Origin of the sequence: Mycobacterium paraintracellulare (genome assembly GCF_000276825.1) — a bacterium.
GTDB classification, from domain to species: Bacteria; Actinomycetota; Actinomycetes; order Mycobacteriales; family Mycobacteriaceae; genus Mycobacterium; species Mycobacterium intracellulare.
In genome coordinates this window covers 1,710,297-1,723,368 of sequence record NC_016948.1, presented here as the reverse complement: position 1 = coordinate 1,723,368, position 13,072 = coordinate 1,710,297, and the positions used below count along the sequence as shown (strand labels likewise).

Genomic DNA, 13,072 nt, shown 5'->3' with positions numbered 1-13,072 from the left:
AATCATCGTGGATCTGGGACTTGCGAACGCTCGCGTCGTTGTCACCGGCGGAGCGTCCAACATCGGCCGGGGTATCGTGCACGCGTTCGCCGCCGAGGGCGCCCGAATCGTGTTGAACGACATCGACGAACCTCAGGCCAAGAAGGTGCGCGACGAGGCACTGGATCGTGGCGCCGCCGCAGTCGAGTTGGCGATCGCCGACCTCACCGAACCAGGTGGCGGCGAGGTCGCGGTCGGCGCGGCCGTCGCTCAATGGGGCGGCATCGACGTTTTGGTGAACAATGCCGGTTGGAGCGTGCCGGCATTCCTCGCCACCGATACCGATCGTGACAAATGGCAGCGCCTCATCGAGATCAATCTGTTCAGCGCGATTGCGGCCACCCAAGCGGCCATTGAGCCGATGAAGGACGCCGGTGGGGGCGCTATCGTGTTCATCGCGAGCGAAGCGGCTTTCGGACAGATCCGCCAGGGTGTCTACGGTGCTTCGAAGGCGGCGATGGTGGCACTCGCTCGCACGACCGCGCGAGAGCACGGCAGGCACGGCGTACGCTCCAACGTCATCTGCCCCGGCCTCGTCATCCCGGACGGCCCTGACGCGGTGGGCGCCACGAGCCTCTGGTCGATCGGACTGGAAAACGTCTTCAATGAGAAGCAGATCGACTACATGCTCAAGGACACCCCGCTGCGGCGACTGACCACCGCGGACGACATCGGCCGGGCCACCGTCTGGTTCTCCTCTGACCTCGCAGCGAGACAAGTTACGGGACAACTCATCTCGATCAGCGGCGGCTACACTATGCCGTGACGCCGGGTCAGATGCCGACCGGCAGTGCGAGAACCGTCAGACCGACGAACACCAATCCGACGTAAGCGTCGAAGACGAATCGCAAGCCACGCGGCGCGATGCGCAGATCCATGAAGTACAGGCCGATGAGCCGTACCTTGATCATGGCCGCAGCGATGATCACCACGGTTGCCGCTGCGGCAAGGCGGTCGGATTGTTCGATGCCGACTGCGAAGGAGCCGAAGGTCAGCACGACGAGTGCCGACCATGCGAGAAATAAGTTCCGATGCATCTTCACGTGAAACTCACTTGAGCAAGTAGAACAGTGCGAACAAGACGACCCACAAGAGGTCGACAAGGTGCCAGTAGACACCCGCAGTCTCGCAGAACCGTCTTTGAGATGGGCCGAGCGTCGGTTTCGACGTCACGACGACGACGCGTGCGAGCACGACGAGCCCGATCAGGACGTGCGCGAGATGGATTCCTGTGAACACGAAATAGTAGGAGAAGTACTCTCCGGCGCCGGCCCGCCTGCCCTCGCTGAACAAGCGAGTCCATTCGATGGCCTTTACGACGACGAATCCGCCGCCACAACACAGTGCTCCCACGAAGTATCGTGCGGAGCCCACGTGAGCGCCGGCCAGCACCCTGGCGACTCCGAGCGCCACCGACAGCGAGCTGGTCAACAGCAAGACGGTGTTCACCGTGCCCAGCGAAGTCAACAAGCCGACATGATCGATGGCGAACGCGTGCGGATTCTGACGACGGGAGTACATGAAGGATCCGAAGAAGAGCGCGAACACCACCATGTCGCCCAGCACCAGAACCCAAATGCCTTCTTCGCCCGGGATGCGCCGTTCGTCGGATCGCGGAGAGTCCGGCTCCGGCCGTCGGGTGATGGTCAAGGCGTGCGCGCGGCGTGCGGGACGGGCGCGCACATGGAGTCGTGTGCGGTGCCGATGGTGGCCAACAGCTGCCAGGTCATGACGAGGAACCAGGCGCCGAAGAACACAGCAACCAACCAGAACGCTAGAAGCCCGTTCCACGCGAAGACGCCGTCCTTGAAGAGCACAACAAGTCCCCCGGCGGCGAAGACGAAACCGCACCATAGATTCCAGTAGGCGAACCAGCGCGGAAAGATCTCCCGCGTCGCCCCAAAGATCGCGAAGGCGATTGCCAGGCATTGAATCGTCGCTGCCGGCCAGTTCATCACGAATGGCAACCAGCCGAGGTCGTTGAGCGCTTGGGTGATCTCGGGGTTGCGCTCCGGGCGGTACGACGCGGCAGCGAAGGCGAAGGTCGGCATCACGATCGCGACAACGGACAATGCGCAGCCGATTAGTTCGAGGTAGGCCAGCACCGAAAGCCGGCCCTCCATCTGCTTGATGCGGATCGCCATGAGGGCACCGAACGGGGCCTGCAACCCAGCGCTGGCCAGCATTAGAACGAGGCCGAGGCGTCTGAGACCTGTTCTCGTGGACCAGAACTCAGCGACCTCAACCGCTGTTCTCAACGGCGGGGCCGGCGGCAGCAGCCCGATCATGATCATCGCCGGGAAGAGCACGAGCACGAAAACGGGCCCACTCCAGGCGAGAGTGCGTTGCAATGCGGGTGTCATGTCGCTCCTTTTCCGCCGAACCGCCGCTACGGCGAGCTCGGGTCTAATATGGATTAGAATCCGTTCGAACGTCAACGCCGGAGGCCATATTCGCGATCGCCCTGAAGGTCCGCTATCCGTAGAGCGTGCCGTGCCACATCGCGACGAGTGGCCCGAGAGCGGCCTCTTCATCCGGCAGAGAAGGCTCCACCGCCAGACCCGCGATGTACAGGACGCGCTCGGTGCCCCAGAACAAGGTCGAGGCCAGCGTTCGGCCCGATTCGTTGGAAGTGATGAGGCCCGCGGCCCGTTCTCGTTCGATCTCCTCGGCTCCCGCGCTTACGAATCGCTCGACAATGCTCAACCACAGCTCGTGAAGGCCGGCGTCCGAGTGCCAGTGATGGGCTGCCGCTTGCAGGATCGGTCGATGCCGGTGCCAGGCTGCCGTTACGGCGCGCAGGCTTCGCTCGAGTGCCTCTTCGGGCGAATCCTCGTCTGACCGAACCAGGAACGGCTGCACGGTGTCGAAGATGTCATCCATCGCCCGTTCCAAGAGGCCGCACAATACCGAGAACTTGGACGAGAAGTAGAAGTAAAAGGTAGCCCGCGAGATTCCGGCCTCGACGAGCACGTCGGCGACGCTTATATCGTTGAACGACTTCTTGTCCAGCAACCGCCTCGTCGCGTCGAACAGACTATCGACGGTGCTCACGCCCGCGGTGTCGACCGATCGGTACCGGCCGGCCGCTCGACGCGAGATCTCGGACATCGCCGCGAGCGTACTACTCGCAACGACGGGGCGGTGCAATTTGCAGTGCTCGTAATTTATTTGGAATTCGAAACTGGTATACACAGTGTATGGACATAGTGTTAGTGTGAGGCAGTCAACAATTAGCCGTGGTATGAGACCGATGCCGCACCGCTCATCGGTTGGTGCCAGTGCCGCGGCCTCGACGTCTCGAGAAGGGTTCCAACGCGATGGATCGAACACTTGCCACCGGATGGTGGCCTTTAGTCAGTGACCACCAAGGGTGGCCACCCAACATGCAACCCGCCCCCGGCGAGTTCACGGCGAGCACCGTATCGGAAGTCATCTTCTTCTTCGTCGCTGGCGCCGCGGTCGTCATCTTCGCCTTGCCGTGGGCCATTCGGGCTGCCCTGGGGAGTCGCAACTTCGTTCCCTTGCTGGTACTCGGCAGTGGCCTGATCTGCAGCCTGCTCGAGCCGATGCTCGACCTCTTGGGCCACCTGCACTGGGCCCATAATCTGGTACCGGCGTTCACCAACTTCGGCATCACCGTGCCAGCTCTCATTCCGCTGTGCTACGTCGCTTTTCTCGGGCTGGAGTCGTACTTCTGCTACTTCGTGATCCGTAACGGTGCCCATCGCAACGTCTTCTTCATGCTCCTCGGGCTCGGCATTGCCACCGACGCCCTCATGGAAAGCATCGGCATCAATCTCGGGGTCTACCTTTACTACGGCGTGCAGCCTTACAAGTTCTTCAACTTCCCGTACTGGTGGGGCTTCATCAACGGCGGCTCGTTCGTCACGGTCGGCGCCATCCTGGCGTTCGCGGTGCCGCGACTCAAGGGAGCCCAGAAGCTGCTGCTGCTCCTCGCGGCACCGTTCGGGATGATGGTGGCCTACTTCGGTGTGGGATCGATCCACATCCTCGTGCTGAACTCCACCATCCCTGTGTGGATGCGTTGGGTTGCCACCACGATCATGATGGTCATGATGGTCGGCTGGATGGTCATCCTGCACCGTCTTGTCGGTCGGCCCGCAGAGCTACCCGCGCCGCGGTGGACAACCTGGCGGGTCTTCGCCTACGGCAAGCTCACGCCCTCACGTGCCACTCGAAAGGCCATGTGGCAACAGATGTGCGACGAAGGCGGAGTCAAGCGCGGCGACGGCATCGCGTCGGATCCCGAGGATCCGACACAGGCGATCGTGGTGGGGCCTCGCGTCGTCCTGGGCAACGCCGCCAGCCAGGCGGCGCGTACGCCGCAAGCCGCGGGTTCGCTCTAACACCGCTGCTCGTCAGCAGCCAACTTCGGCGCCCCTGCTTCGCGGCAGGGGCGCCGAATTGGTCTCGGGCGAGATGCGCCGGTGGCGACCGAGCATCCGTCGTTCCTCGGCCGGTTCCGACCCACGCGCGCAGCACTGTGTCAAAACTTCAGTACTGAATAAGCGGACACGGAGAGGGCCGGGACGGCCGCCAGAAGCGAAGGCGCCTGAGGCGCGTACGGATCATCGCCGCCGCCCGCGAGGTGTTCAGCGATGCCGCGATCCATCAATACTTCGGCGGCAGCGAGGCTTCTATCGGCACTCGGTCCAACGAGCGTCCGGCCGTGGACGCGGCCACTCCGACGAGGAGGTCAGCCTCCTTGGTTGCCGACCTACTTTAATCTATATTAAATTCTATTGCTTCTGACATGCAGGGAAAGGCGCTCGCGATGTACACCGGACTGTCGGACGAAGAGACGATGTTGATCGACACTGTGCGCGAGTTCGTCAACCGAGACGTCAAGCCGACGGTTCGCGAGGTCGAACACGCGAACACCTACCCTGCCGAGTGGATCGATCAGATGAAGCAGATCGGCATCTACGGGCTCGCCGTCCCCGAGGAGTTCGGAGGCTCACCGGTGTCGACCAGGTGCTACGTGCTGGTCACTCAGGAACTCGCCAGAGGTTGGATGAGCCTGGCGGGCGCCATGGGCGGCCACACGGTCGTCGCCAAACTGCTGACCACGTTTGGCACGGATGACCAGAAGGCGCGGTACCTGCCCATCATGGCGTCGGGCGAATTGCGCGCCACAATGGCGCTCACTGAACCGAGCGGTGGATCGGACCTCCAGGGCATCTCGACCGTCGCGGTTCGCGAGGACGAGGACTTGGTGATCAAGGGGTCCAAGACTTGGATATCCAACGCGCGCAAATCCGGACTGATCGCGCTGCTATGCAAGACCGATCCGCATGCCAATCCCAAGCATGCCGGCATCTCGGTCGTGCTGGTCGACAATCCCACTGCCGGCCTCTCGGTGTCTCGCGATCTTCCCAAGCTCGGCTACAAGGGCGTGGAAAGCTGCGAATTGTCGTTCGACGACTGTCGGGTGCCCGCGTCGGCTGTCCTCGGTGGCGAAGCGGGACAGGGATTCTCACAGATGATGCGCGGCCTTGAGATCGGCAGGATCCAGGTAGCGTCACGCGCACTCGGCGTCGCGACGGCGGCGCTCGAAGACGCGGTGTCCTATAGCCAACAACGGGAGAGCTTCGACAAACCCATCTGGAAGCATCAGGCGATCGGCCACTACCTGGCGAACATGGCCACAAAACTGACGGCTGCCCGCCAACTCACGTTGCACGCGGCGGATCGATACGACAGCGGAGATCGCGCCGACATGGAGGCTGGGATGGCCAAACTCTTCGCGTCCGAGGTCGCCATGGAGAACGCTCTGGATGCGGTCCGAATCCACGGAGGGTACGGCTATTCCACCGAATACGACGTCGAACGCTACTTCCGCGACGCGCCGTTGATGATCGTGGGAGAAGGTACCAACGAGATCCAGCGCAACGTAATCGCCTCACAGTTGATCGCCCGTGGTGGGGTGTAGTGAAACCGTTGGCGCAGTAGTACTTAGCTTCTGTCCGTGCCACCCGGCCACGACGGTCACCCCAGGACGCCGCGCGCAACTTTGCGCCTTATCGGAGTAGGGCGTTCTTAGAAGGTCCAGCGATCAACCGCTTGGCGGCCCTCCAGCTACGTCGTACTCAAACCAATGGGTCCTGCGCTCACGTTCCGTCTACAGCAGCCGGACTCGAAGCGATCGGGACGCTCGAGTGGCCACTCGCCGACACCGATGTGGGAGTAGCTGGGGCCTCGGCTAGTGATCCACCTACGACATGTCAATGACGGACAACCGCTGGTATCCAAGAGAAGTAATCGAACCCTCTCTCGTGCTGACGAACCGTCCAACCGAGTTCTCACCGATTAGCCCATGCGCAGTGCCCTCTCGTTGAGGAATCGTGATACTCAGACGGCTCCCCGATAATGACCAACTCCGTCGGGCGACCTTCGCCGCCTCCTCCATCGCCCAACGATGCGCGCGGCTTGGAACGGGGTGATGGTGGGGACGGCGCCGGGTAGGCTTGGCTGCGCATTCTGCTTGACCGCCCCAACCCGCTGATGGGCTTGGGGCGGTTTGCGTTGTGCAGATCAGCCGAACTCAGCCCACCCCAGCATTTCCCGATAGAGAAGCTCGTTTGGCAGCGCGTCTGGCATCGGGCGGGGATCATCCGCCCAGCAACCGAGCACGCGGTGTTTCTGCGTTGTGACCGTTACCAGCACCTTGTTGCGAATGATGAAGTGAGAGAACTCCTCCAGGTAGCACAGCGTCTCTCTGAAGAGGGTTGTCGCCAAGGTGGCGATGTCTGCAGCGTACGTGGGCGGCTGAAATGGGTTGGATGACTGCGCGTTCCACACCCCAAGCCTGTCCAGTTGGACTTGACTGAGCGGTGTGGCGGCGGGGTCGAACTCTGCAAGACCATTGAGGGTGATCGCCACCGTTGTCGACGAGCCGTAGCTGCGAGACAGCCGATGTTGTGTGTCGAGGGGAAGCGCGTGGATTCGGTTGCGCAACTGTCCAATGACCCAGGCGTACGAGCCCAGTGATTCTAGCTGTGCCGTATCTGTCGGCTCGAACTTCGCAATCACCGACCGCAATTCTTCGGTGGATGTGAGGGAGCCGCGCTGGTTGTCGGGATCAAGGGTCGTATCGAACAAGGTCCGGGTGACGCGGGCATACCTGTCCATCGCGGCGCACAGGTACAGCAGCATTCGGTCGAATGCTTCACCAGCCGTCTCTGACATGTCGGATCGCTGCATGTCGTTCGATGCGGCGGTGCTCAACGTTGCGAGTAGGTGGTCCACAGCCCGCGCGGCGCGGCCGAGGCGCAGTGCAATCGCTGACATGGACTGAACGAGGTTGAGGTCGAGACCGGCTGTGGCCATCAGCCGGATCGAGGTGAGGTGCGGAACGGATGCGTCGATGCCCGCCTGGTACAGGTCTGCGACCGAGGTCGCGTTGTAGGTTTGGACGTACTCGCCCCCGCCAAGCAACCGTCCTTTGGCCACGGTCAGAACGGGATTGCCCGTCATGCGAAGGTAGTGCCCGAACAGCGGGACCAACTGGCTCGGCGTCACGCTCACGATCAGATCGTTGTCAGCGACATCGTCGCGCCCCGCCGTGGGCGCAGTGGTCACGATGACATCAGCCCCAATTGCTGCGGACGCACATGCGAGAGCGGCAGCACGGTGACGGTCAGCCAGCGTGATCCCCGAGTCGTCCGTGTACGAAGCAAGCGCCGCTTCGTCAAGCATCGCGTAAACACTGAAAAAGTGCCCACTGGCTGCCAGCCTTCTGTCGCCGTCCTCGTAACCGGACACTCCGACAGTCGAGGAATCCATGAACTTCGGAGCGTCTGCGACGGTCGTGAACGTGAACTGGTACCACCGGCGACATTCGAGAACCTGCATCCAACGTTGAGGCTCTGATTCGTCGTTTTGGACGAAAAGGAGGGGTTCGACTTCCTCGTCATGGGCGAGAACTCGCATTAGCTCCGGCGTGGGCTCCGCGAGGGTCTGCACATCGATGGCAACACGCATCTTTCGCGTGTTCGGTCGGAGCGGGAATAGTGGTCCGGCTTCACGTTGTGTGCTGTTCCGGTCACCGGGTGGTCGCACGTACCGCATGAACCTGTGTCGAGGCGAGTCATCGGGCACATCGAGAGTCACGACTCAGTGATAACAGGTGACCCTGACACTAGCGTGCGACCAAAGCCTGCGAGCCGTCGGCCCGCAGCGAGCGGCTGCACAACCTTCTGACGGATCGCGGGGCGCACCCGGGATGTTGTGCCCGGCTGCGAGAGAAGTCCGGCCTCGACGACGGCGGCCGCGCCCTCGTCCCTGCGGTGCTCCGCGGCATAGCGACGGGTCGTCCTGACGGACTGTTCGACGGTTACCGAGCACAACGAGCACGAGGGCGCACCGCTCCTGGCCGAAGGTGCCTGCGCAGCCTTCCGAAAGCCTTGGGGCCCGCGAACCCCGGCTGACCGAGCAGGATGCGCTCGATGTGCTCGGGACGATTTAGAGGATCCACCGCAGGCTCTACGCTGTGCGCCGAGTGACGTGACCTGATCCGCCGCCACTGCGAGCGAACAGCGGCGCGCCCTCCGCCAAACCCCGGTCTACGCCTCATCGGCGATGTGGTGACCAATCGGTCCGGCTCGGATTTTGCCGACATTGTCGTGAAGCCACCGCGCATCGCGATAGTCAGCAGATTCGGTTTATCGCAGTACGCCACTACCCTGATGGGGTGACTGGTAATGCCGATCAGTGGGCCGACGACGGCGACGACGGCGACTTCCGGTTGGCACTACCGGGCGTTCGTGAATCGCTCATCGGAGCAGAAGCCGACTCCCGCGCGGGCCGCGCATTCAGCGAGGATCACATCCGCGCTCACTACGGCTTGCTGCCGCGAGACGCAGACCAGGACGAGTTGCGCCTGCGATGCACGGCGCACGGCAACTGGATGTCCGATCATCCCGATGCCGTGGCGGCCGCGGAAGAGTGGGCTGACGGAAACCTCAACGAACTGGATCACACCTGAAGCAACGATGCCAGCCGGCCCTCCTCCCGCGAGGCCAGAATGAAAACAAAGAAGAATCTCGCGGATTACTTCACGTTCTTGCTGTTCTGTTGGCAGCGGCCGTACTTGCCGCGTGCTCATCGACCCATCCAACCAAGCACACAGGGTCGGGGTCATCAGCCCCGTCCGGCGCGACAATGATTTCAGAAGGGCCCATGGAATCCACACCCATTGCGCCGTCACCGAAGATCCCGAAAAGCTAACAAGAGGCCGAGGACTCAGTGCTTCGGTACCTGCAGGAAAACAGTCGACGGGTTGCCACGGGGCACCGTCCTAGACACGAGCGACACCATCGGCGGCAGCAACGTCGGCTGCGATGACAACTACACCGGCCCCGGCCCCGGCCCCGGCCTCACCGAATTTTCGTTGTTCGCCAAAGTGATCGGGCCCGCCGGCGTGAAGGGGCAGATCTCATCGCACACGCCGGAGAGCTTTGGCGAAGCTGGGGCATCACGGTGATCGAGCGCGACGGCTTCGAAAAACCCAACCATTCGGTTACTTCCCAGACGGATACCACATACAAATCAAGGCGGCATATCCTCCCGACTATCCACCGACCATTGTCGCAACATCGCCGTGCTTCCCCGGCGACCTACGTCGAGATGGCCTACCGGTTCCCAAGGTGATCCAGCAAGGATTGCCGGGCAGCTAGTTGTTACCGGTCGCCGCCGGAAAACGGTCGGCGACCCTATTGCGCCCGCTATTTCCACGCGGGCCAAAGGTGTCAGCGATGGCCGGTCCTGCCGGTGCTGTCGGTAGGTGCGGGCATACTGCTGAGCATGTCCAAGGTTGAGCCACCAGCCCTAGCCGCGGTGTTGGCCGGTGAGGATTCGTCGGTTCGGCGGGCAGTGCAGTTAGTCGGCCAAATCTTGACGGGGTCGGTAACCACGCAAGTCACCCTCGCGGGGTTTCTGCATGCGATGTTGGGCCGATCGGGGTCGGATCTGGTATGTGAGTCACGGCGGTTGTCCTCGATCGGACACGTCGCGGCCGGATTGGCGCTGGCCGCGTTGATCGACCGCTTCGATCCTCCGATCGGGCCCAGCGACGACGATGAGCCACCGACCTGGGCGCACATCGAGATTGGCGACAAACACCTTGCGCCGCCTGCGCGGCTGTCGGCGTTCTTCACAGCCGGCCAGCTCGCCCCCGCGCCCGTCGTGGTCCGGCTAAGTTCGTCGACGCTGTATTCCGATACGCCACGGCTGCAGGTCTACACCACCCCTGCTGATCGCGGTCATGCCGTCGCCGTGATCGAGGCGATCATGAACGACGCCGATGGCGCCAAAAATCTCTACCGTGGTCGAGCGTTGACGGCATCCGAGAACAACGGCCTGGTTCTTGAGGTCACGGAAATCCCGGCCCTTAGCCGCACGAATGTGATTGTGCCCGAGTCGGTATGGGAAGAGATCGACCTCAATATTGCCGCGTTGACCACCCACCGGCAGTTGATGACCCAGTTGGGGCTGGGAGTACGCCGAGGAATCTTGCTCGCCGGGCCGCCGGGCGTCGGCAAGACCGCGATCTCGCAAACCATCGCCGCGGAACTCGTCGGGCCGTTCACCGTGATCAATGTCGATGCCCGCGCCGGCAAATCAGTGCTGTCCGCCGTGTACAAAGAGGCCCGTGCACTAGGGCCCACCGTGATCGTGCTTGAGGACATCGACCTCATCGTCGGCAATCGCCGCCACCACGGCGAGGTTCGTCCTCTCTCGGAGTTCTTGGCTGTCATGGACACAGACCCCTCAGCGCCGATCTTGACGTTGGCTTCCACAAACGACGTCGCGGCTTTGGACGCGGCGGCGATCCGGACCGCACGCTTCGACTCGATCATCGAGATCGGCTATCCCACACGCGAGGCGGCAGCACGGATCCTGACCACCTATCTGCGGGGCATTCCCGGAGCCGAATCCGTCGATTCCAGTCACGTCGCCTGCCACTTCAATACCGAAACCAATGGCGCCGACATCCGCGAAATCGTTCGGCGTACCGTTCTAGCCACCGGGACGGTCACCGATACCGCGCTCCTGGCCACCATCCAGTCAGGCCGCTTCAAACCCGAACTACCCCAAGGCACCTACCTGTGATCGACAGCGCAGTCCTAGGCTCAGCCAGTGACTGGTCGGCGCTACGGACCCGCAGAAGCGCACGGATCAGTGCGGCAGCGGCCTGACGATCTGGTCGATTGGGAAACCACGGCTGAGCTCCTGCGCGGTCAAGTGCTTGTTAGCCGATGCGACACACCGCAAACCGCAAGTTGGTTTCGCGTCGAGATTCGCGGTCAAGACGACCCCCTTTAGCCTCGATTCTGAAGTCATACGACAGAATCCAATGCTCGGCATCGACACTGGGTTCGTCATGGTGTCACCTTGATTTCTCGTCAACCGGTGATCGAGATCGGTCCGCGCTAAGATCGACTCCGGCCGACCGTGGAATCACACCCTCAAATCGGAGCTCGGAAGCCCTTCAATGTCGGAGTGTTTGGTCGCTGTGTCTGCTTCATCGACGATCATTCGGGTGGACGGGGAACCAAGCGGCGCTGCACGCAGTACGATCGCCCGGTATTCGGTGAATGTGATTGCCCCACTGCTCAATTAGGCGAGAAAATTCACGCCCCAGGATCGGAGTCCAGCCCTCCAGTGCGCTGTAGGCAATGGTGCCGCGTAGCGCGCCTCGCTGCTCGGGTTAGCGGTGTCGAGCCACCTCCTGCCGACCATGTGGGGCCACGCCCAACCTCCGTCACGGTTACACGCGCCCCCGGGCACACCAGGGTGGCCGACGTTGCGGGGCGGACCTGGCCGGCGGCACTGCGAGGCGTCTGATCGGCGGTGAACCGCCCCATGCGCGGCCGGATCGTCACCCGTTGTCCGACTCTTTTGGTCAGCCAGCAGACCAGGCCCGTCTGACGCAGTGTAGCACTAGTAGTGCAAGGGCCGGTTCGCACTGCTTCAGACCCCGCGCATCCGGCCGTCGCTCGACGCCCGCGTGCGGCGACTGGAATGCAGCATCATTTGGTAGGCCGCTTGGAGCGTCTCTTGCGCACTGGCGTCCGTTCGGGCACGGCAAGCAGATCAGCGACTGTCACATCGAGGGCCTCCGCGAGGTCAAAGAGCCGCTCGTAGAGCAGACCACGCCGGCCGAACTCGACATCGATCAGCACATTGCGCGTCACACCCGAGTGCAGCGCGAGGATTTCCTGCGTCATGCCGCGTTGAACGCGGAGTTCGCGAATGTTGCGCCCGACTATTCCTCGCCACCGTTCCCATTGGGCAACCCGCTCGGGGTTGTTTTGGCTCGGGCGCGTGGGCACGCTCTCAGGTAAACGGCGAGCGCAACCGATGTCTGCCCTACTAGTAGTACATTGCTCGGAGTCGGCCTTCTTCCTCACTCGTCGACCGGAAGGCAGGTCGACGTTGCCTGGTGATATGGGATGAGGGTCGGCGGGCCCTACGGGTCTTCCGGCGGCGTGCATTGGTCCTCGATCGATCCTGTATTGCTGTGCTCAAGCGAAGGTGCGCCGGCCACAATATGCCGGAGCCTGCCGATCCGACTGCCGCCATCTGATGGCGAGGCACTTGATTCTTATCTCGAAGCGCTTGCGTACCGGTCGCACACGCCATGGGGCGACCTTCTCCGTGCTGTCGGTCTCGACAACCCGTCGATGGGATCAAGAACCGGGATCTATGGCTGGTTGCTTGGGCTCACCGGATCGCAGTCATCGGCACTGAGCCAAAGCACCGGTGTTGATACCAGCAGGCTTGCGTCGATGACGGTTGCGGGACTGATTCGCTCACCGAACGCTGCTAGAAGGCCGGCTGCGGCGGTGCCGATTTTGCGGGCGCCCGAAAGGTCGCGCTATTGCCCAATGTGCCTGGCCGAAAATGGCGGTCGGTGGCAGTTGTGGTGGCGGCTGCGCTGGGCCATTGCGTGCCCCGTACACCACTGCCTGCTTGTCGACTGCTGCCCTGAGTGTGGGCGCTGGCA

11 protein-coding genes and 1 pseudogene are annotated in these 13,072 nt (G+C 62.5%); 6 read left to right on the top strand and 6 right to left on the bottom strand.

Annotation, left to right across the window (positions count from 1 at the left end; all coding sequences use genetic code 11):
• Window positions 1-7: 7 nt before the first annotated feature.
• The gene (locus tag OCQ_RS08105; RefSeq protein WP_014384223.1) at window positions 8-805 is read left to right on the top strand and encodes an SDR family NAD(P)-dependent oxidoreductase; all 798 of its coding nucleotides are present in this window, start codon (window positions 8-10) and stop codon (window positions 803-805) included.
• A gap of 7 nt (window positions 806-812) precedes the next feature.
• Here the strand turns inward: OCQ_RS08105 and OCQ_RS08100 are convergent, their stop codons facing one another.
• From OCQ_RS08100 to OCQ_RS08085, 4 genes are all read right to left on the bottom strand, one after another.
• Window positions 813-1,076 carry a cytochrome C oxidase subunit IV family protein gene (locus tag OCQ_RS08100; protein ID WP_041785451.1) on the bottom strand — a complete coding sequence of 88 codons (264 nt, stop codon included), beginning with the start codon at window positions 1,074-1,076 and terminating at the stop codon, window positions 813-815.
• A gap of 13 nt (window positions 1,077-1,089) precedes the next feature.
• Window positions 1,090-1,689, bottom strand: a complete 600-nt coding sequence (locus OCQ_RS08095; protein WP_014384221.1) for a cytochrome c oxidase subunit 3 — start codon at window positions 1,687-1,689, stop codon at window positions 1,090-1,092.
• Window positions 1,686-2,402 carry a hypothetical protein gene (locus OCQ_RS27010; RefSeq protein ID WP_051019714.1) on the bottom strand — a complete coding sequence of 239 codons (717 nt, stop codon included), beginning with the start codon at window positions 2,400-2,402 and terminating at the stop codon, window positions 1,686-1,688. Before OCQ_RS27010 ends, OCQ_RS08095 begins: the two co-directional genes overlap by 4 nt.
• 112 nt (window positions 2,403-2,514) lie before the next feature.
• Entirely contained in the window at window positions 2,515-3,150 is a 636-nt protein-coding gene (locus OCQ_RS08085; RefSeq protein ID WP_041784857.1) for a TetR/AcrR family transcriptional regulator, read from the bottom strand.
• 209 nt (window positions 3,151-3,359) lie between these two features.
• Here OCQ_RS08085 and OCQ_RS08080 point away from each other — a divergent pair, with 209 nt between their 5' ends.
• The gene (locus tag OCQ_RS08080; RefSeq protein WP_041784856.1) at window positions 3,360-4,409 is read left to right on the top strand and encodes a hypothetical protein; all 1,050 of its coding nucleotides are present in this window, start codon (window positions 3,360-3,362) and stop codon (window positions 4,407-4,409) included.
• Between the two features lie 428 nt (window positions 4,410-4,837).
• Entirely contained in the window at window positions 4,838-5,995 is a 1,158-nt protein-coding gene (locus OCQ_RS08075) for an acyl-CoA dehydrogenase family protein (RefSeq protein ID WP_041785449.1), read from the top strand.
• A 602-nt stretch (window positions 5,996-6,597) separates the two neighbouring features.
• On the opposite strand, the gene OCQ_RS08070 is transcribed toward OCQ_RS08075, so the two are convergent.
• Window positions 6,598-8,046 (bottom strand): hypothetical protein, encoded by a 1,449-nt coding sequence (locus OCQ_RS08070; protein WP_014384216.1) that lies wholly within the window; start codon window positions 8,044-8,046, stop codon window positions 6,598-6,600.
• 709 nt (window positions 8,047-8,755) lie between these two features.
• Here OCQ_RS08070 and OCQ_RS08065 point away from each other — a divergent pair.
• Window positions 8,756-9,049, top strand: a complete 294-nt coding sequence (locus tag OCQ_RS08065; protein WP_014384214.1) for a hypothetical protein — start codon at window positions 8,756-8,758, stop codon at window positions 9,047-9,049.
• A 1,004-nt stretch (window positions 9,050-10,053) separates the two neighbouring features.
• Entirely contained in the window at window positions 10,054-11,175 is a 1,122-nt protein-coding gene (locus tag OCQ_RS08055) for an ATP-binding protein (protein WP_232065572.1), read from the top strand.
• A gap of 920 nt (window positions 11,176-12,095) precedes the next feature.
• Here OCQ_RS08055 and OCQ_RS08050 read toward each other — a convergent pair.
• Window positions 12,096-12,398 carry a helix-turn-helix domain-containing protein gene (locus tag OCQ_RS08050; RefSeq protein WP_051019710.1) on the bottom strand — a complete coding sequence of 101 codons (303 nt, stop codon included), beginning with the start codon at window positions 12,396-12,398 and terminating at the stop codon, window positions 12,096-12,098.
• 120 nt (window positions 12,399-12,518) lie between these two features.
• On the opposite strand from OCQ_RS08050, the pseudogene OCQ_RS27320 reads away from it, so the two are divergent.
• Window positions 12,519-12,980: pseudogene (locus OCQ_RS27320) on the top strand (TniQ family protein); the annotation flags it as partial.
• Window positions 12,981-13,072 lie beyond the last annotated feature (92 nt).

What these genes read in the sequence shown, in the direction of transcription:
- OCQ_RS08100 (WP_041785451.1), bottom strand. Translation starts at nt 1,076, where the DNA reads ATGCATCGGAACTTATTTCTCGCATGGTCGGCACTCGTCGTGCTGACC.
- OCQ_RS27010 (WP_051019714.1), bottom strand. Translation starts at nt 2,402, where the DNA reads ATGACACCCGCATTGCAACGCACTCTCGCCTGGAGTGGGCCCGTTTTC.
- OCQ_RS08085 (WP_041784857.1), bottom strand. Translation starts at nt 3,150, where the DNA reads ATGTCCGAGATCTCGCGTCGAGCGGCCGGCCGGTACCGATCGGTCGAC.
- OCQ_RS08080 (WP_041784856.1), top strand. Translation starts at nt 3,360, where the DNA reads ATGGATCGAACACTTGCCACCGGATGGTGGCCTTTAGTCAGTGACCAC.
- OCQ_RS08075 (WP_041785449.1), top strand. Translation starts at nt 4,838, where the DNA reads ATGTACACCGGACTGTCGGACGAAGAGACGATGTTGATCGACACTGTG.
- OCQ_RS08070 (WP_014384216.1), bottom strand. Translation starts at nt 8,046, where the DNA reads ATGCGTGTTGCCATCGATGTGCAGACCCTCGCGGAGCCCACGCCGGAG.